At 72.6% G+C, this 17,683-nt stretch carries 16 protein-coding genes and 2 tRNA genes (1 of these 18 running past the window's edge); 5 read left to right on the top strand and 13 right to left on the bottom strand.

The genetic code is table 11. The features are described 5' to 3' along the window. The 5 genes from LCD35_RS02110 to LCD35_RS02090 form a co-directional block, all read right to left on the bottom strand. Positions 1–395 carry the beginning of a PLP-dependent aminotransferase family protein gene (locus LCD35_RS02110; protein ID WP_225043627.1) on the bottom strand. 1,180 nt of this gene lie to the left of the window's left edge, so only the first 395 of its 1,575 coding nucleotides appear in the window; it begins with the start codon at positions 393–395; the stop codon falls past the left edge of the window. Between the two features lie 70 nt (positions 396–465). After that, positions 466–942 (bottom strand): cysteine dioxygenase family protein, encoded by a 477-nt coding sequence (locus LCD35_RS02105; RefSeq protein ID WP_224959237.1) that lies wholly within the window; start codon positions 940–942, stop codon positions 466–468. A 427-nt stretch (positions 943–1,369) separates the two neighbouring features. Beyond that, positions 1,370–2,473, bottom strand: a complete 1,104-nt coding sequence (locus tag LCD35_RS02100) for a cystathionine gamma-lyase (RefSeq protein WP_224959238.1) — start codon at positions 2,471–2,473, stop codon at positions 1,370–1,372. A gap of 91 nt (positions 2,474–2,564) precedes the next feature. Beyond that, complete coding sequence (locus tag LCD35_RS02095; protein WP_224959239.1) at positions 2,565–3,584, bottom strand: NAD(P)H-dependent glycerol-3-phosphate dehydrogenase; 1,020 nt, start codon at positions 3,582–3,584, stop codon at positions 2,565–2,567. Next, positions 3,571–4,356 carry a 1-acyl-sn-glycerol-3-phosphate acyltransferase gene (locus tag LCD35_RS02090; RefSeq protein WP_224967109.1) on the bottom strand — a complete coding sequence of 262 codons (786 nt, stop codon included), beginning with the start codon at positions 4,354–4,356 and terminating at the stop codon, positions 3,571–3,573. Before LCD35_RS02090 ends, LCD35_RS02095 begins: the two co-directional genes overlap by 14 nt. A gap of 122 nt (positions 4,357–4,478) precedes the next feature. Between LCD35_RS02090 and cofC the strand changes: the two genes are divergently transcribed. After that, a complete protein-coding gene (gene cofC / locus LCD35_RS02085) occupies positions 4,479–5,111 on the top strand; it encodes a 2-phospho-L-lactate guanylyltransferase (protein WP_225043626.1) in 633 nt (210 codons plus the stop codon). 84 nt (positions 5,112–5,195) lie between these two features. Here cofC and LCD35_RS02080 read toward each other — a convergent pair whose 3' ends face one another. Then, complete coding sequence (locus LCD35_RS02080; protein WP_225043642.1) at positions 5,196–5,729, bottom strand: hypothetical protein; 534 nt, start codon at positions 5,727–5,729, stop codon at positions 5,196–5,198. A gap of 115 nt (positions 5,730–5,844) precedes the next feature. Here LCD35_RS02080 and LCD35_RS02075 point away from each other — a divergent pair, with 115 nt between their 5' ends. Both LCD35_RS02075 and LCD35_RS02070 read left to right on the top strand, forming a co-directional pair. Beyond that, the gene (locus tag LCD35_RS02075; protein WP_258347646.1) at positions 5,845–7,926 is read left to right on the top strand and encodes an RNA degradosome polyphosphate kinase; all 2,082 of its coding nucleotides are present in this window, start codon (positions 5,845–5,847) and stop codon (positions 7,924–7,926) included. Beyond that, positions 7,923–9,065, top strand: a complete 1,143-nt coding sequence (locus tag LCD35_RS02070; protein WP_225043625.1) for an NUDIX hydrolase — start codon at positions 7,923–7,925, stop codon at positions 9,063–9,065. The genes LCD35_RS02075 and LCD35_RS02070 overlap by 4 nt, the downstream gene beginning before the upstream one ends. 353 nt (positions 9,066–9,418) lie before the next feature. Here LCD35_RS02070 and LCD35_RS02065 read toward each other — a convergent pair whose 3' ends face one another. From LCD35_RS02065 to leuC, 3 genes are all read right to left on the bottom strand, one after another. After that, complete coding sequence (locus tag LCD35_RS02065; protein ID WP_225043624.1) at positions 9,419–10,270, bottom strand: HU family DNA-binding protein; 852 nt, start codon at positions 10,268–10,270, stop codon at positions 9,419–9,421. A 228-nt stretch (positions 10,271–10,498) separates the two neighbouring features. Next, positions 10,499–11,101: a 3-isopropylmalate dehydratase small subunit gene (gene leuD, locus LCD35_RS02060; protein ID WP_224959245.1), complete on the bottom strand. Its 603-nt coding sequence runs from the start codon at positions 11,099–11,101 to the stop codon at positions 10,499–10,501. A 30-nt stretch (positions 11,102–11,131) separates the two neighbouring features. Continuing rightward, on the bottom strand, positions 11,132–12,535 hold the full coding sequence (leuC, locus tag LCD35_RS02055; protein ID WP_224959246.1) for a 3-isopropylmalate dehydratase large subunit: 1,404 nt from the start codon (positions 12,533–12,535) through the stop codon (positions 11,132–11,134). 96 nt (positions 12,536–12,631) lie between these two features. On the opposite strand from leuC, the gene LCD35_RS02050 reads away from it, so the two are divergent. Further along, entirely contained in the window at positions 12,632–13,333 is a 702-nt protein-coding gene (locus LCD35_RS02050; RefSeq protein WP_224959247.1) for an IclR family transcriptional regulator, read from the top strand. Positions 13,334–13,470: 137 nt separating this feature from the next. Here the strand turns inward: LCD35_RS02050 and LCD35_RS02045 are convergent. From LCD35_RS02045 to gltX, 4 genes are all read right to left on the bottom strand, one after another. Then, positions 13,471–13,543 (bottom strand) — tRNA-Glu (locus LCD35_RS02045). 31 nt (positions 13,544–13,574) lie between these two features. Further along, positions 13,575–13,646, bottom strand: a tRNA-Gln gene (locus LCD35_RS02040). Between the two features lie 203 nt (positions 13,647–13,849). Further along, positions 13,850–14,668 carry an HAD family hydrolase gene (locus tag LCD35_RS02035; RefSeq protein WP_224968628.1) on the bottom strand — a complete coding sequence of 273 codons (819 nt, stop codon included), beginning with the start codon at positions 14,666–14,668 and terminating at the stop codon, positions 13,850–13,852. Positions 14,669–14,809: 141 nt separating this feature from the next. After that, positions 14,810–16,303, bottom strand: a complete 1,494-nt coding sequence (gene gltX / locus LCD35_RS02030) for a glutamate--tRNA ligase (protein WP_225043623.1) — start codon at positions 16,301–16,303, stop codon at positions 14,810–14,812. A gap of 133 nt (positions 16,304–16,436) precedes the next feature. Between gltX and LCD35_RS02025 the strand changes: the two genes are divergently transcribed. Next, entirely contained in the window at positions 16,437–17,672 is a 1,236-nt protein-coding gene (locus LCD35_RS02025) for an FAD-dependent oxidoreductase (RefSeq protein WP_225043622.1), read from the top strand. Positions 17,673–17,683 lie beyond the last annotated feature (11 nt).

Raw genomic sequence — 17,683 nt, 5'->3', positions numbered from 1 at the left:
CACGGGGGCGGCCCCGGCCGCGGGGCCCCCCCCCCCCCCCCCCCCCCCCCCCCCCGGGGGGGGGGGGCCCCCCCCCCCGCCGCGAACTCCGCCGGGGTGCCGGGCGCTCCGGGCGGCGCGGTGGTGACGTAAGTGCCGGAGCCGTGCCTGCCGACGATCCAGCCCTCGGCGTGCAGCTGTTCGTAGGCGGCGGCGGTGACGGTGCGGCTGACGCCGAGGTGCCGGGCCAGCGCGCGCGTCGAGGGCAGCCGATCGCCCCCGCGGAGCTGGCCGAGCGCGGCGGCGCGGCGCAGCGCGTCGGCCAGCTGCACCGCCAGCGGACGGGCGTCGTCGCGGCGCAGTTCGACGGCCGGTTCCAGCAGCGGCGACCTCGCCGCGGGCACCGGATGTGGCATCTCAGGATTCCTCCCGCTCGGCCTCCCGATGATGCCACCGCGCGCCCGCCACGGGGACGGGCGTCCCCGGTCAGAGCCGGGTGAGGCCGCCCACCGGGTGCAGCGAGTACGGCGTCATCCGGGTCCGGCCGGGGCGGTAGACGTGGATGGTGACCGCGGGGTCCGGCCCGTCGTTGCGCACCTGGTGCACGTGGTCGGGGCCGAACACGCGGGACTGCCCGGTCTCCAGCGCGTGCCACTCCTCGACGGGTCCGGTGGGCGTGCTGCGCACGACGCGTTCGGTGACGCTGCCGGAGACGAGGGTGAACGCCCCGGCGGCACCGCCGTGGTCGTGCAGTTCGGTGCGCTGACCGGGCAGCCAGCTCAGCAGCCAGGCCTCGTGGGTGGCGGTGCGTTCCAGCAGTCCGGCCCAGCGCTGTTCGGGGTCGTAGCGCAGCAGGTGCGCCCAGCCGAGCCGGTCGGCGGCGAGTTCGCGGGCGATCCGCACGGGGTGCGCGATGGCGCGGTCGGCGACGGCGGCGATGGTGTCAGGGGGTACGGCGAACACGGGGAATCCTCGGTGGTCGTGCGGTCGGAGGCCGGGTGGTGGCGGTGACGTGTCCCGGCGCGCGATCGGCGGGCCGCCCGGACCTGCCGCCGGGCGGGCGGCGTTCCGGTGGATGTCGCGGATCGGGCGGTGTGGCGGCGCGGTCTCGGGGACGGCGCGGTCCAGACCTCTTCGGGAGGCAGCTGGTTCAGCGGGTCTCGCGGGGTCCGGGTCTCACCACGGCAGCGGGATCGATCACCGCTGCAGACAAAGCGCGCTCGCCACCCGGCGCAGGTCGATGTGACCTCGTCCATCGGTCATGGCTCGCAACACGCCGCGTAGTGAACCAGCGCCGAAGGGAACCCGTCAAGCCGATTGCGCCCGCGTCACACCACCGGGTAAGCGGCACCGAGCGTGATCACTCCGAGGAGGCTCAGGAAGAGGTGGCTCAGGAGAGCGCCGCGAGGACGTCGGCGACGAGGTCGTCCGGGTCCTCGCACCCGGCGGAGAACCGCACGAAGCCCGGCGCCACCGGATCGCCCCACTGGGCGCGCCGGTCCACCGTGCTGTGCAGCCCGCCGAAGCTGGTGGCGGCCACGACCAGCTCGCTGCGGCGGACGAACTCGGCGACGGCGTCGGCGTCGGCGAGCTCGAAGCGGAACACCCCGCCCCAGCGCCGCATCTGCGCGCTCGCCAGCTCGTGCGCCGGGTCGTCCGGCAGCCCCGGCCAGCGCAACCCGGTGACCGCGGGGTGCCCGCGCAGCGCCGCCACCAGCGCGGCCGCGTTCGACGCCTGCCGGGCGAGCCGCAGGTCGAGGGTGCCGAGGCTGCGGTGCGCCAGCCAGGTCTCGAAGGGGCCGGGGATGGAACCGGAGAGGGTGCGGGCCCGCCGCAGCCGCGCCGCCAGCTCCGCGTCGGCGGTGGAGACGTGCCCGAGCAGCACGTCGCTGTGCCCGGTCAGGGCCTTGGTGTCGCTGGCGATCGCGAGGTCGGCGCCGAGTTCCAGGGGCCGCTGCCCGAGCGGCGTCGCGGTGGTGTTGTCCACCGCCAGCAGCGCGCCGGCCCGGTGCGCGAGCCGGGCGAGCGCGGCGACGTCGCAGACGTCGAGGCCCGGGTTGGACGGGGTTTCGAGCAGCACCAGCCGCACCCCGTCGAACAGCTCCGGCGGCCACGGGCCGGTGGTGGGGATCTCCTGCACGCGCAGCGAGAGCTCGGCGAGCTCCTCGTGCACGAACTGCCGGGTCGCGTAGTAGCCGTCGCTGGGCACCAGCAGCCCGTCCCCGGCGCGCAGCACCGCCCGCAGCACGGTGCTGATCGCGGCCATGCCGGAGGGCAGCAGCACGCACTCCCCGCCGTCCAGCTCGCCGATGGCGCTCTCCAGCGCCCGCCAGGTGGGGTTCCCGGCGCGGCCGTAGAAGTCGGCCGCCGGGTCGCCGAGGTGGTAGGGCGCGGCGAACACCGGGCCGGGCGCGAGCGGTGTCCCGGGTTCCGGGTCGCCGTGCCCGCCGTGCACGCAGCGGGTGCCGTCGCCGTACCGGGTGCCGTCGTCCACTGCCGACCTCCTCGCGCTCGTCCGCCCCGAACGGGCGGCCGGTCGCAATCTAACCCCGCAGGTCCGCGAACTCCGCCGGTCGAGCGGAGGGTCACTCCGGTTTCGGGTCGCGCCCCAGCAGCATCGCGGCACCGGGCGCGGGCGCGAGCCCTTCGTGGCAGACGCGGTGCACGACCTCGGTGATCGGCATCTCCACGCCGTGGCGGGCGGCGAGCGCCCGGATGGACGAGCAGGACTTGACGCCTTCGGCGACCTGCCCGTGGGTGGCGTCCTGCGCCTGCTCCAGGGTTTCGCCGCGGCCGAGGCGTTCGCCGAACGTCCGGTTCCGGGACAGCGGCGAGGTGCAGGTGGCGACCAGGTCGCCGAGCCCGGCGAGCCCGGCGAAGGTCATCGGTTCCGCGCCGAGCGCCGCGCCCAGCCGCGTCGTCTCGGCGAGGCCGCGGGTGATCAGCGAGGACATCGTGTTGTGCCCGAACCCGAGCCCGGCGGCCATGCCGCAGGCCAGCGCCATCACGTTCTTGCAGGCCCCGGCGAGTTCGATGCCCACCAGGTCGGTGTTGGTGTAGGGACGGAAGTAGCCGGTGGAGCAGGCGGCCTGCAGCGCGACCGCGCGGTCGTGGTCGGTGCAGGCGACGACGGTGGCGGTGGGCTGCTCGGCGGCGATCTCCTTGGCGAGGTTCGGGCCGGACACCACGGCGACCTGCGCCATCGGCACGTCGGCGACCTCGGCGACGACCTCGCTCATCCGCTTGAGGGTGCTGAGCTCGACGCCCTTGGCGAGGCTGACCAGGGTCGCGCCGGGCGGCAGCAGCGGCTGCCAGCCGGCCAGGTTCTCCCGCAGCGTCTGGCTGGGCACCGCGAGCACCACGGCGTCGGCCCCGTGCATGGCCGCCGCCGCGTCGTCGGTGGCGCGCAGCGATGCGGGCAGCGGCACGCCCGGCAGGTAGCCGGGGTTGTGGTGTTCGGTGTTGATCCGCTCGGCGATCTCGGCGCGGCGGGCCCACAGCGCGACGTCGCTGCCCGCGTCGGCGAGGACCTTCGCGAAGGTGGTGCCCCAGGACCCGGCGCCCAGCACCGCGATCCGCTGCGCGGCGGGCTCAGGCCCGGTCATCGTCGTTCCGGGGTTCGCGGCGGCGCACCGGGGAGTAGAAGCCGGCGGGCGGCTGCTCCTCGCGGATCTCGCCGAGGAGGTCGCGCACCCGGCCCATGGCCAGCTCGCTGATCTCGCGCAGCACCTGCGGGTCGGCGGCACGGCCCCGGTACTCGCCGAGGTCGAGGGGTTCGCCGATGCGCACGTGCACGGTCTTGCGCGGGAACGGGCGGAACTTCTTCGCGTAGTGGTCGTAGATGCCGCGGGTGCCCCAGCGGGCGGCGGGCACGATCGGCACGTCGTGCTCCAGGGCGAGCCGGGCCACGCCCGCCTTCGGCGTCATCGGCCAGCCGTCGGGGTCCCTGGTGACCGTCCCGTCCGGGTAGATGATCACGATCTTGCCGTCTTCGAGGGAGCCGTGCGCGGCTTCCAGGCTCTTGCGCGCGTCCGCGGTCTGCCGGAACACGGGGATCTGCTCGACGCCGGTGAGGACGTTGCGCAGCACGGGCACGTTCCACAGCGTGTTCTTGGCCATGAACCGCGGGATCCGCGCCGCGCGGTGCACGGTGACGGCGTCGTAGATCGGGTCCAGGTGGGACACGTGGTTGAGCACCAGCAGCGCCGGGCCGGTCGCGGGGACGTTCGCCAGCCCGTGCACCCGGACTCGGGAGAGCAGCGCGGTCAGCGGGTAGAACACGATCGCGGCGAGCCGCAGCCAGAACCGGCCCATCGCCGTCGGCGGCCGTTCCTTGGTGTGCTTGCGCGGCCGTTTGAGGCTTGCCGGTTCCACCACGCGCGTCTCCTCTCGCCCTCAAGAGCGGCTGTCAAGTTACCTGGCCCACGCGTTCGCCCGGCGAGCGGTGCGGTCGCGGCGGGCATACTCGAAGATCGACGGGCGGAGCGGAGGATGGCGGGATGAGCCTCGGAGTGTCCTTGCTGGTGCCGATGAAGCCGCTGCACCTGGCGAAGTCGCGGTTGCGCGGCGATCGGCCCGCCGAGCGGCACGCGGACCTGGTCAGCGCGATCGCGCACGACGCGGTGGACGCCGCGCGCCGCACCCGGGGCGTGCGGGAGGTGCTGGTGGTGACCTCGGACCCGCTGCTGGCCGGGTCGTTCGCGGCGGTGGGCGTCGAGGTGGTGCCGGACGATCCGGCGGCGGGCCTGAACCCGGCGCTGGAGCACGGCGCGCGGGTGCTGCGGCGGCGCGGGGCGCGGGTCGGCGCGTTGCAGGCGGACCTGCCCGCGCTGCGCCCGGCGGAGCTGGCCGCGGCGCTGGAGCTCGCCGGACCGCACCGCGCCTTCTGCGCCGATCACCTGGGGACCGGGACGACGCTGCTGCTGGCCGGGGTGGACGGTGCGCTCGATCCGCGGTTCGGGCCGGGGTCGGCCGCGGCGCACGAGGCGTCCGGTGCGCGGCGGCTGGACGGCGGCTGGGAGTCGCTGCGCTGCGATGTGGACACCGCCGAGGACCTGCGGCGGGCGACGGGCATCGGGCTCGGGGAACGCACCTCGGCGTGGCTGGCCGGGGCTGCCGGACACCCGCGCTGACCTGTGTGGTGTTCCCGCCGACAAAGGTCGAACCGCGGCGACCGGATGGGTGAGAATGGGCCCCGTGAGTACCGACAGCAGCGATCACGAGACCACTCCACCAGCGCGCCGCCGGACCTCGTCGACCGCCGGGTCCGCCGGTGCTCGCCGGAACGCGCCGAAGGCCGGCCGCGGGAGCCGGGCGGCGGTTCCGGGAGCGTCCGGTGCGGACGCGACGGGCGGGTCGGCCGGTTCGGCGGGCGCCGCGGAGCCCGCCGCCGGAGCCGGTGCGGTCGAGTCGGAGGCGACCGCACCGGGTGCGCAGCGCCGGAGCGCGGCGAAGTCCGGGACGACCGGCTCGCGGTCCACCGCGAAGTCCACGACCGCGAAGAAGCGGGCCACCGGGTCCACGAGCAGGTCCGGTGCCGCGCCGCGGGCCGGGGCGAAGTCGAGCGGATCGAGCGGGGCGGCCGGATCGAGCGGAACCGCCGGATCGAGCGGGGCGGCGACCTCGGGCGCGGCGGCGACCAGGCGCAAGACCACCGCGGCGAAGTCCGCGCCCCCCACCGGATCCCGCACCACGGGCCGCACCGCGACCACCAGGACCGCGAAGTCCGCGGCGGGGACGACCGCAGGCACCGGCTCCACCGCGCGCCGGGCCGCTGCGGAACCCACCGCGCCGCCGCCCGCCCGCAACGGGGCGAAGACCACGATCGGCGGTGACGGTGCCCGGGTACCGGCCGCTCCCCCCGCGGTGACCCGCGCGGCCGCCAGCACCGACCTGCCCGACGACCGCTACCTGAACCGCGAGCTGTCCTGGCTGGACTTCAACGCCCGGGTGCTGGCCGTCGCCGAGGACCCCTCGCAGCCGGTCCTGGAGCGCGCCAAGTTCCTCGCGATCTTCGCGTCCAACCTGGACGAGTTCTACATGGTGCGCGTCGCCGGCCTGAAGCGCCGGGAGGAGACCGGCCTGTCGGTGCGCAGCGCGGACGGGCTCACCCCGCACGAGCAGCTGACCCGGATCTCGGCGCGGAACCAGGAGCTGACGAAGAAGCTGGGCCGCACGTTCCTCGACGAGCTGCTGCCGGAGCTGGAGGCCAACGGCATCCGCATCCAGCGCTGGAACATGCTCGCCGAAGCCGAGCAGCAGGTGCTGGGCCGGTACTTCGACGACCACATCTTCCCGGTGCTCACCCCGCTCGCGGTGGACCCGGCGCACCCGTTCCCGTACATCTCGGGGCTGTCGCTGAACCTCGCGGTGACCGTCAGCGACCCGGAGGAGGGCCTGCGCCGCTTCGCCAGGGTGAAGGTGCCGGACAACGTGCCGCGGCTGATCCGGGTGGAGGCGGACCGGGAGCAGGAGCGGGCGACGTTCCTGCCCCTGGAGGAGCTCATCGCCGCGCACCTGGACAAGTTGTTCCCCGGCATGGACATCAGCGACCACCACATCTTCCGGGTGACGCGCAACGCGGACCTGGAAGTGGAGGAGGACCGCGACGAGGACCTGCTGCAGGCGATGGAGCGGGAGCTGGCGCGGCGCCGGTTCGGCCCGCCGGTGCGCCTGGAGGTCACCGACACGATGAGCGACACGATGCTCGAACTGCTGCTGCGCGAGCTGGAGGTCGACGAGCACGACGTGGTGGAGGTGCCGGGCCTGCTGGACCTGTCCTGCCTGTTCCAGCTGGACAAGCTGCAGCGCCCCGAGCTGAAGAACCCGCCCTTCGTGCCCGCCACCCACCCGGCGTTCGCCGAGGGGCAGACGCCGAAGAGCATCTTCGCGACGCTGCGCGAGGGCGACGTGCTGGTGCACCACCCGTACGACGCGTTCTCCACCTCGGTGCAGCGCTTCATAGAGCAGGCGGCCGCCGACCCGCACGTGCTGGCCATCAAGCAGACCCTGTACCGCACCTCCGGTGACTCGCCGATCGTGAACGCGCTGATCGACGCGGCGGAGGCCGGCAAGCAGGTGGTGGCGCTGGTCGAGCTGAAGGCCCGGTTCGACGAGCAGGCGAACATCAAGTGGGCGCGCACCCTGGAGCGTGCCGGGGTGCACGTGGTGTACGGCCTGGTGGGGCTCAAGACGCACTGCAAGACGGCGCTGGTGGTGCGCCAGGAGGGTTCGGCGATCCGCCGCTACTGCCACCTGGGCACCGGCAACTACAACCCGAAGACGGCCCGCACCTACGAGGACCTGGGGCTGCTGACGGCGGCGCCGGAGGTGGGCGCGGACCTCACGGACCTGTTCAACGTGCTCACCGGCTACGCCCGGCACAGCACCTACCGGCGGATCCTGGTGTCCCCGCACGGGATCCGGCTCGGCATCGTGGAACGCATCGAGGCGGAGGCGGCGCGCGCCCGCACCGGCCTGCCGTGCGGGATCCGGATGAAGGTCAACTCGCTGGTCGACGAGCAGATCATCGACGCGCTGTACCGCGCTTCGCTGGCGGGCGTGCCGATCCGGATCGTGGTGCGCGGCATCTGCGCGCTGCAGGCCGGGGTGGCGGGCCTCAGCGAGAACATCGAGGTCCGTTCGATCCTGGGCCGGTTCCTGGAGCACTCCAGGGTGTTCCACTTCGTCGGCATCGACGAGCGCTGGATCGGCAGCGCGGACATGATGCACCGCAACCTGGACCGCCGGATCGAGACGCAGGTGCGGGTGGTGGACCCGAAGCTGACCGAGCAGCTGGACGCGATGATGGATTCGGCGCTGGACGCGCAGACGCGCTGCTGGGTGCTCAACGCGAAGGGCGATTGGGAGGCCTCGCCGCGCAGCGGTGAGCAGGTCCAGGACCACCAGGCGGAGATGCTGCGCCAGCACGGGGCGAAGGTGTCATGACGGCCCAGCACGAACCGGAGCGGCGGACGAACAGCAGCGGCAGGCTGCCGGTGACGGTGCGCGCCGCGGGCGCGGTGCTGTGGCGGCCCGGCACCGGTGCGGCGCCCGAGGTGGCCGTGGTGCACCGGCCCCGCTACGACGATTGGTCGCTGCCGAAGGGGAAGCTCGACCCGGGCGAGACGTCGGCGCACGCCGCGGTGCGGGAGGTGTGGGAGGAGACCGGGTTCGGCTGCGTGCTGTCCGGTTTCCTCGGCCGGGTGCACTACGAGGTGCCCGGGCCCGGCGGCCGCACCGGCAAGCGGGTGGACTACTTCACGGCCCGCGCCGGGGACGGCGATTTCGCGCCGAACGACGAGGTCGACGAGCTGGTGTGGGTGGCGCTGCCGAAGGCGCGGGAGCTGCTGAGCTACCCGCAGGACCGGCAGGTGCTGGACGAGTTCGCGGCGCTGCCGGACGATCCGGTGACGGTGTTGCTGGTGCGGCACGCGAAAGCCGGGCGACGAGCGGAGTTCGACGGCGACGACGCGCTGCGCCCGCTGTCGGGCACCGGCCGCAGGCAGCGGGACGCGCTGCACTCGTGGCTGCCGCTGTTCGGGCCGGAACGGGTGTACTCGGCGCCGCGGGTGCGCTGCGAGGAGACGGTGCGGCCGGTCGCCGCGGGCCTGGGCATCGAGGTGGCCGTGGAACCGCTGCTGTCCGAGGAGGGCTACAAGGCCGACCCGGAGGCCGCCGTACACCGGTTCCTGCGCATCGCGGCGGGTTCCGGCACGGCCGTGGTGTGCAGCCAGGGCGGGGTGATCCCGGACCTGGTGGCCCGGCTGGCGCGGTCTGCCGAGCGCGCACCGGAGAACTTCGGGCCGGGGAGTTCCGCGCCGGAGGGTTCGGGGACGGGAGCTCTCGGGCCGGACGGCGCGGATCCGGGCGGCTCGGCGCCGCGGGGTGCCATCGTGCGGAACGGGGTGCTGCGCGACGGTTCGCGCAGCAGGAGCACCGGCCGCGGTGAGCGGGGCGATCCGGCGAGCGCCAAGGGCAGCGTGTGGACGTTGCGGTTCAGCCGGGACGCGCACTCGGGCAACGGTTCGGGACCGCGGCTGCGCCTGGTGTCGGCGGACTATTTGGCGGATCCGTCCGGCCGCTGACCCGAGCTCCGCGGTTCCGCCCGGCCGCTGGTTCATCCGGCCGCTGACCCGTTCGCCGGGATTCGGAGTTCGCCGCACCGGACCGCTCGGGACACCGGCACCGCCGGCGCCCGGGCGGATTCCGCGGAACACCCCGGAACGGCGATGATCCCGGCCCGATCGCACTGGGCGATCGTGCCGGGATCATCGCGGAATGCTCGCGGAGCAGTGCTCGCGCACGGCCGCGGCGCCCGTGGACCGGGTACCGGGGCCGCCCGCCGCTCCGCCGCCGCGCCTGGCGCGGATGACGCCGCGCGGTGTGCGTGAACGCCACCCGTGCCCGCCGTGGTCCGGCTCGCTCAGGCGGCGAGCGCTCACTTCTTGGCGGTCTTGCGCGTGGTCTTGCCGGTGGAGGCCTTGGCCGTCGAGGTCTGGCCGCTGGTCTTGGCCGCCGAGGTCTTCGAGGCGGTGGACTTGGCGGTGGACTTCGACGCGGCGGCCTTCGGCGCGGCCTTGGTGGCGGTGGCCTTCTTCGGCGCCGCCTTGGTGGCGGTGCTCTTGGCGGCCGTGCTCTTGGTCGCCGTGCTCTTGGGGGCGGCCTTGGCGGCGGTACCTGTCTTGGCGGTGCTCGCCTTCGCGGCGGACGCCTTGGTCCCGGTGGACTTGGCCGCGGTGGCCTTGGTGCCCGCGGCGGCCTTCGGCGCGGCCTTGGTGGCGGCCGGCTTGGCGCTGGACCGCGTGGCGGCGGCCTTCTTCGGCGCGGTCTTGGTCGCGGCGGCCGTCTTGGCGGTGCTCGCCTTGGTGCCGGCGGCCTTGGTGGCGGGCGCCTTGGTGGCGGTGCTCGCGGTCTTCGCCGCGGCGCGGCCGGTGCCCGCGGTCTTGGTGGCGGTGGCGCGGGTGCCCGCGGACTTGGTGCCCGCCGACTTCGCCGCGGTCGCGCGGGGCAGTTTCCGGCTGCCGCCGACGACTTCCTTGAACTGGGTGCCGGCGCGGAAGGCCGGGACGTTGGTCTTCTTCACCTTGACGGCTTCGCCGGTCCGCGGGTTGCGCGCGGTGCGGGCGGCACGTGCGCGCTTCTCGAAGACGCCGAAGCCGGTGATGTTGACCTTCTCGCCCTTGTTGACGTTGCGGACGATGAGGTCCACGACGCCTTCCACCGCCTGACTGGCGGTCTTCTTGTCGCCGAGGCGTTCCGCGAGTGCCTCGATGAGTTGGGCCTTGTTCACTTCAGTCCCTCCCAGGACAACAACGGCCCCGTCGGGCCGACTCGAAACCCACGGTAAAGCCCCGAACTGCCGAATGCCATTCGCCACGCCTCATTTTTTCGTTGGGGCGTGGGGGCTTTCGGCGGCTCGGGGCTCGTCGCGCCGGTTTCCCGGTGAGGTTGTGAACACCGGCCGCGAATCGGTTCTTCCCTGCGCAGAAAGGAGAATCCGCTTCGCGGCCGGAGCCGATCAGCCCGCGCGGGCGGGCAGCGTCGCGGGTTTGAAGGAAGGCCGGGTTTTTTCGTACGTGTCGATCGTCTCGGCGTGGCGCAGCGTCAAACCGATGTCGTCGAGGCCTTCCAGCAACCGCCAGCGGGTGTAGTCGTCGATGCCGAACGGCACCGTGAGGTCCTTCGCCTGCACGGTCCGCTCGACGAGGTCGACGGTCACCTCGGTGCCGGGTTCGTTCTCCAGCAACTTCCAGAGCAGTTCCACATCGGACTGCGCGCACTCGGCGGCGAGCAGTCCCTGCTTGCCGGAGTTGCCGCGGAAGATGTCGGCGAACCGGGAGGAGATGACCACCCGGAAGCCGTAGTCCTTGAGCGCCCAGACGGCGTGCTCGCGGGACGATCCGGTGCCGAAGTCCGGCCCGGCGACCAGCACGCTGCCGTTCCGGTACGCGTCGTTGTTGAGCACGAAGGTCTCGTCGCCGCGCCATCCGGCGAACAACGCGTCCTCGAACCCGGTCCGCGCGACCCGTTTGAGGTACACGGCGGGGATGATCTGGTCAGTGTCCACGTTGGACCGCCGCAGCGGAACGCCGACGCCGGTGTGCTCGGTGAACGGTTCCATCGAACGTTGCTCCTTTCGGGTCGTGGTGGCTCAGTCGAGGTCTTCGGGCGAGGACAGGGTGCCGCGGACGGCGGTCGCGGCCGCCACCAGCGGGGAGACCAGGTGGGTGCGCCCGCCCTTGCCCTGCCGCCCTTCGAAGTTCCGGTTGGAGGTGGAGGCGCTGCGCTCCCCGGGAGCGAGCTGGTCGGGATTCATGCCGAGGCACATGGAGCAGCCCGCGGAACGCCATTCGGCGCCGGCCGCGGTGAAGACCTCGTCGAGTCCTTCGGTCTCGGCCTGCAGCCGGACCTTCATCGAGCCGGGGACGACGAGCATCCGCACGTCCTGGGCGACCTTGCGGCCGTCCAGGACGCCCGCTGCGGCCCGCAGGTCCTCGATGCGGCCGTTGGTGCAGGAACCGAGGAAGACGGTGTCCACGGCGACTTCGCGCAGCGGAGTGCCGCCTTCCAGGCCCATGTAGTCGAGCGCCTTCTCGACGGCGTAGCGCTCGGCGTCGTCGCCGATGTCCGCGGGATCGGGGATCCGCTCCCCCAGCGGCAGGCCCTGCCCGGGGTTGGTGCCCCAGGTGACGAACGGGGTGAGCGCGTCGGCGTCGATGGTGACCTCGGCGTCGAATTCGGCGCCCTCGTCGGTCCGCAGCGTCTTCCAGTACTCGACGGCGGCGTCCCAGTCGGCGCCTTCCGGCGCGTGCGGGCGTCCCTTGAGGTATTCGAAGGTCGTCTCGTCGGGGGCGATCATCCCGGCGCGGGCGCCCGCTTCGATCGACATGTTGCAGATCGTCATGCGGGCTTCCATGGACAGCTGCCGGATCGCTTCGCCGCGGTACTCCAGGACGTAGCCCTGCCCGCCGCCGGTGCCGATCTTGGCGATGACGGCGAGGATGACGTCCTTGCTCGTGACTCCGGGGCGCAGCGTGCCCTCGACGTTGACGGCCATCGTCTTGAACGGGCGCAGCGGCAGCGTCTGGGTGGCGAGGACGTGCTCCACCTCGGAGGTGCCGATGCCGAACGCGAGCGCGCCGAACGCGCCGTGGGTGGAGGTGTGGCTGTCGCCGCACACCACCGTGGTGCCGGGCTGGGTGAGCCCCAGCTGCGGCCCCACCACGTGCACGATGCCCTGCTCCGCGTCGCCCATCGGGTGCAGGCGGACGCCGAACTCCTCGCAGTTGCGCCGCAAGGTGTCCACCTGGGTGCGCGAGACGGGGTCCGCGATCGGCAGGTCGATGCCGGTGGTGGGCACGTTGTGGTCCTCGGTGGCGATCGTGAGATCGGGCCGCCGGACGGGGCGGCCTGCCAGCCGCAGCCCTTCGAACGCCTGCGGGCTGGTGACTTCGTGCACGAGGTGGAGGTCGATGTAGAGCAGGTCGGGTTCGTGGCCTTCACCTCGGCGCACGATGTGGCCTTCCCAGACCTTCTCCGCGAGCGTGTTGCCCATCGCTCCTCCCCATCGAGATGTGGTGGTCGCACCCCGGTTCCGGGGCACTGTCCCAAAGAGTGGACTTCTCAGATATCGAGAAGTTAATATCGGTACGTGGGACAGCATAGCGGTATCGGAGTGTTGGACAAGGCAGTGGCCGTGCTGCAGGCGGTGGCCGGTGAGCCGTGCGGTTTGACGGAGTTGTGCGGCCGGACGGGCCTGCCGCGGGCGACCGCGCACCGGCTGGCGGTGGGCCTGGAGGTGCACCGCCTGCTGCGCCGCGGTTCGGACGGCCGGTGGCGGCCGGGCGCCGCGCTGGCGGAGCTGGCCGGTGGCGCGGTGGATCCGCTGCTGGAGGCGGCCTCGACGGTGCTGCCCAAATTGCGGGACATCACGGGCGAGAGCGTGCAGTTGTACCGCCGGGACGGCATGCAGCGCCTGTGCATCGCCTCGGCGGAGCCGCCGAGCGGCTTGCGGGACACGGTGCCGGTGGGGAGCACGTTGCCGATGGTGGCGGGTTCGGGCGCGAAGGTCCTCGCGGCGTGGGCGGATCCGGCCACCCAGCGCGCGGTCCTGTCGGAGGCGGTGTTCGGCGAGCGCACCCTGCTGGAGGTCCGCCGCCGCGGCTGGGCGCAGAGCGTCGCGGAGCGCGAGTCCGGAGTGGCCAGCGTCTCGGCCCCCGTCCGCGATTCCCAGGGCACGGTGGTAGCGGCCATCTCGGTCTCCGGCCCCATCGACCGCATGGGCAGGAGGCCAGGAGCCCGCTGGGCCCAAGACCTCCTAGCAGCCACCGAAGGCCTCCAAAACCGCCTCTGACCCCACCGCCCCACCACGACCCACCCGCCAACGGCCGAGGCCGAGGCCGAGGCCGAGGCCGAGAAACCCAACCCCACCAGAACAACAACCCCAACAAAGGAAAGCCCCGCTTCCCAAAGGAAGCGGGGCTTTCGACGTAGCCCCGACGGGATTCGAACCCGCGCTACCGGCGTGAGAGGCCGGCGTCCTAGGCCGCTAGACGACGGGGCCCTAGAACGAACGATCATTGCTGATCGTTCCGCTGGGGTACCAGGACTCGAACCTAGACTAACTGAACCAGAATCAGTCGTGCTGCCGATTACACCATACCCCATCGGCTTCGGCGTTCAGCGGTGTTGGTCCGGGCTTCTGGAGGAAGTCCGACTCTTTGCCGCTGTCCGCCTTGCTGATGAAAATAGTAGAGCATGGCCCGCGGGGCCGTGACAGCACCCCCCTCTTCGGATGACTTCCCTGGTGGGGGTGGGTCCGGGGCGCTGTCCGGTCGGCGTCGTCGCCGGCGTCGCGGGCCGGGCTCGTTCAGCCGCTGAGCGCGCCGAGGCGCGGTCTCCCGATGTCCGGGTGGGACCGGTCCGCCGGAGTCGGGGCGGGGGCGTGCTGGCCGGGGATCCCGGGCGCGAAGGGCAGTTCGCAGACGAGGAGTTCGGGGAGTTCCGCGAGGCTGGTGATCATGGACACGCCGTCGGGCGGGGTGTGCTCGGTTCCGCCGCGGTTGAGCCAGACGCCGTGCAGTCCGGCGTCAGCGGCGCCGAGGGCGTCGGTGTCGAGCCGGTCGCCGACGTGGACGACTTCGTGCGGGGCGGCGCCGAGGGATTCGCAGGCGGCGTGGAAGATCCGCGGATCGGGTTTGGCGATGCCGAGTTCGCCGGAGATGACGAGGCTGTCGAAGACGCCGGCGAGCCCGGTGCGGCTGATCTTCTTGCGCTGGTAGGCGCTGGGCGCGTTGGTGATGACGGCGAGTTGGAGGCCTGCGGCGCGCAGCCAGTCGAGGCAGGGCACGGCGTCGTCGAAGAGGCACCAGGCGGCTTGCATGGCGGCCATGCGGCGGTTTTCGCGGGCGGCGGCTTCGGCGTCGCTGAGCCGTTCGCCGAAGGCGGCGAAGAAGGCGCGGGTGCGTTCGCGGCACATGGTGGCGAAGTCGAGTTCGCCCGCGACGTAGCGCTCGTAGTGCTCTTCGGTGGTGTGTCGCCACACGGGCCAGGCGGCGTCGTTGCCGATGAGGGCGCGGAGGCCGAGGCGGGAGGAGGCTGCGTTGTCGAGCAGGGTGTCGTCGATGTCGAGGCACACGGCTTTGACGTGGCCGGGTGGGGCGATCTCTGGGTGCGGCGCGGATGTCACCCCGAGAGGCTAGGTGTTCACCGGCGGTGCCCGACTCGGCCAAGCCGGTGATAGTCGTTGGCTGACACGGTTTAGTGCACGCGCCGGTACCGGGTGACGTCCATTGCGGACATCACCCGGTCGCCGGAATCGTGCTGCTGATCAGCCCAGTGCGCGCCGGAGGCGCTGGAGCGAGATGTCCCGCCCGAGCAGTTCCATCGATTCGTACAGCGGCGGCGACACGGTGCGACCGGTGACGGCGACGCGGACGGGCGCGAAGGCCTTGCGCGGTTTGATGCCGAGTCCGTCCACGACGGACTCCTTGAGCGCCGCTTCGATGGCTTCGGTGGTCCAGCCGTCGAGGGCGTCGAGGGCGCCGATGGCGGCTTCGAGGACGGGCCGCGCGTCGTCGCCGAGGGCCTTCTGCGCGGAGGCCTCTTCGGGTTCGAACTCGTCGCCCGCGAACAGGAACCGCATCATGCCGACGGCGTCGGAGAGCACGATGAGCCGTTCCTGCACGAGGGGTGCGGCGGCGCGCACGGTGTCGAGCTGCTGCTCGGTGGGTTCGGCGTCGAGCACGCCGCCCGCGACGAGGTAGGGCACGACGCGCTGCACGAAGTCGTCGGGGGCGAGGGCCCGCAGGTGCGCCGAGTTGATGGCGTCGGCCTTCTTCTGGTCGAACCGCGCGGGGTTGCTGCTCACGCTGCCGATGTCGAAGGCCTCGACCATCTCGTCGAGGGTGAACACGTCGCGGTCGTCGGCGATGGACCAGCCGAGCAGCGCCAGGTAGTTGAGCAGCCCTTCGGGCAGGAATCCGCGGTCCCGGTGGTGGAACAGGTTGGACTGCGGGTCGCGCTTGGAGAGCTTCTTGTTGCCTTCGCCCATGACGAACGGCAGGTGCCCGAAGGCGGGGGTGAAGTCGGTGACGCCGATGCGCTGGAGCGCTTCGTAGAGCGCGATCTGGCGCGGGGTGGAGGAGAGCAGGTCCTCGCCGCGCAGCACGTGGGTGATGCGCATGAGCGCGTCGTCGACGGGGTTGGTGAGGGTGTAGAGCGCGTCACCGCTGCCGCGGACGAGCACCGGGTCGGGCACCGTGCCCGCGCGGAAGGTGATCTCGCCGCGGACGAGGTCGTCGAAGGTGATGTCGTGGTCCGGCATCCGCAGCCGCAGCACGGGGGTGCGGCCTTCGGCGCGGTGGGCGGCCTTCTGCTCGTCGGTGAGGTCGCGGTCGAAGTTGTCGTAGCCGAGCTTGGGGTCGCGGCCGGCGGCCTTGTGCCGGGCTTCGACCTCTTCCGGCGTGGAGTACGCCTCGTAGAGCTCGCCGGCGGCCAGCAGGCGCTGGGCGATGTCGGCGTAGACGTCCTTGCGCTCGCTCTGCCGGTAGGGGCCGTGCTCGCCGCCGACACCGGGACCTTCGTCCCAGTCGAGGCCGAGCCAGCGCAGCGCTTCGAGCAGCGCGTCGTAGGACTCCTGGCTGTCCCGGCTGGCGTCGGTGTCCTCGATGCGGAACACGAGGCTGCCGCGGTGGTGCCGGGCGAAGGCCCAGTTGAACAGGGCGGTGCGGATCAGCCCGACGTGCGGCGTGCCGGTGGGCGACGGGCAGAACCGGGCGCGGACGGTTCCTGGCGCTGGGGTGGCGAACTCTGGCGTGCTCATGACCCGCCCACCATATCGGGCGGGGCGGGGTGGTTGACCAGCGAGTCCGGGAGGAGCACCCTGGAGTTATTCAACGTCCGTTGAATATCGACCGGATGTTCGTGCAGCGCCGCACCGGCTGGGAGTGATCGGGATGGAACGCACCACCTGCTGCGTCATCGGAGGCGGACCCGCGGGCATGGTCCTGGGGCTGCTGCTGGCCCGCTCCGGGGTGCGGGTCACCGTCCTGGAGAAGCACGGCGACTTCCTGCGGGACTTCCGCGGCGACACGGTGCACCCGACGACCCTGCAGCTCATGGACGACCTCGGCCTGGCGGAGCGGTTCGCCGCGCTGCCGCAGCGCAAGGTGGAGACGGTGCGGCTGCCCGTCGGCGAGGACGGCGAACTCGTCACCATCGGGGACTTCCGGCTGCTCCCGATCAAGTACAACCACATCGCGCTGGTCCCGCAGTGGGATCTGCTGGACCTGCTCGCCGAGGAGGCGAAGCAGGAGGACGGTTTCGCGCTGCGGATGCGCACCGAGGTCACCGGGCTCATCCGGGAGGGCGGCCGGGTCAACGGCGTGCACTACCGCGCGGCCGACGGCACCACCGGGGAACTGCGCGCCGACATCACCGTCGCCTGCGACGGACGGGATTCGCTCGCCCGGCGGCTGCCGGAGCTCGGGCTGCGGGACTTCCCCACTCCGATGGACGTGCGCTGGTTCCGGGTGCCGCGCCGGGAGGACGACCCCTCCGGGCTGGTCGGACTGGTCCGGGACCGCACGTTCACCGCGCTGATCGACCGCGGCGACTACTACCAGACGGCCTCGATCATCGCGAAGGACACCGATGCCGACGGCAGGTCCGGGCCGATCGAGGAGTTCAACCGGCGGCTGCGCCACCTCGTGCCCTGGTTCGACGACGGCCGCGAGCTGGTCGGCGAGTGGGCGGACGTGAAGCTGCTGCACGTCACCCTCGACCGGTTGCGCAAGTGGCACGTGCCGGGGCTGCTGTGCATCGGGGACGCGGCGCACGCCATGTCCCCGGTCGGCGGCATCGGCATCAACCTGGCCGTGCAGGACGCGGTCGCCGCGGCCCGGCACCTGGCGCGGCCGCTGCGCGAGGGCCGGTTGCGGCGCAGGCACGTGGCGGCGATCCAGCGCAGGCGCTGGCCGACGACCGTGCTGATCCAGGGATTGCAGAAGGTGTTGCACCGCAACGTGGTCGAGCCCGCGCTGCGCGGTGCCATCGACTTCGGGGGCCGGACCCGGCTGCCGCGCCCGATCCGGTTGATCACGCGGCTGCCCGCGCTGCGCGTGCTCCCGCCCTACCTGCTCGCCTACGGCGCTCTTCGCGAACGCCCTCCGGCTCGCTGGTCGTCTCGTTGAGGGGGTGGGTG

Source organism: Saccharopolyspora sp. 6V, from assembly GCF_020176785.1.
In the GTDB taxonomy this organism is placed as follows: Bacteria; Actinomycetota; Actinomycetes; order Mycobacteriales; family Pseudonocardiaceae; genus Saccharopolyspora_C; species Saccharopolyspora_C gregorii.
Note: the sequence above shows the minus strand (reverse complement) of the source record. Positions and strands in the feature narration are given on the sequence as shown.

What these genes read in the sequence shown, in the direction of transcription:
- LCD35_RS02070 (WP_225043625.1), top strand. Translation starts at nt 7,923, where the DNA reads ATGACGGCCCAGCACGAACCGGAGCGGCGGACGAACAGCAGCGGCAGG.
- cofC (WP_225043626.1), top strand. Translation starts at nt 4,479, where the DNA reads ATGAGCCTCGGAGTGTCCTTGCTGGTGCCGATGAAGCCGCTGCACCTG.
- leuD (WP_224959245.1), bottom strand. Translation starts at nt 11,101, where the DNA reads ATGGAACCGTTCACCGAGCACACCGGCGTCGGCGTTCCGCTGCGGCGG.
- LCD35_RS02095 (WP_224959239.1), bottom strand. Translation starts at nt 3,584, where the DNA reads ATGACCGGGCCTGAGCCCGCCGCGCAGCGGATCGCGGTGCTGGGCGCC.
- LCD35_RS02025 (WP_225043622.1), top strand. Translation starts at nt 16,437, where the DNA reads ATGGAACGCACCACCTGCTGCGTCATCGGAGGCGGACCCGCGGGCATG.
- gltX (WP_225043623.1), bottom strand. Translation starts at nt 16,303, where the DNA reads ATGAGCACGCCAGAGTTCGCCACCCCAGCGCCAGGAACCGTCCGCGCC.
- leuC (WP_224959246.1), bottom strand. Translation starts at nt 12,535, where the DNA reads ATGGGCAACACGCTCGCGGAGAAGGTCTGGGAAGGCCACATCGTGCGC.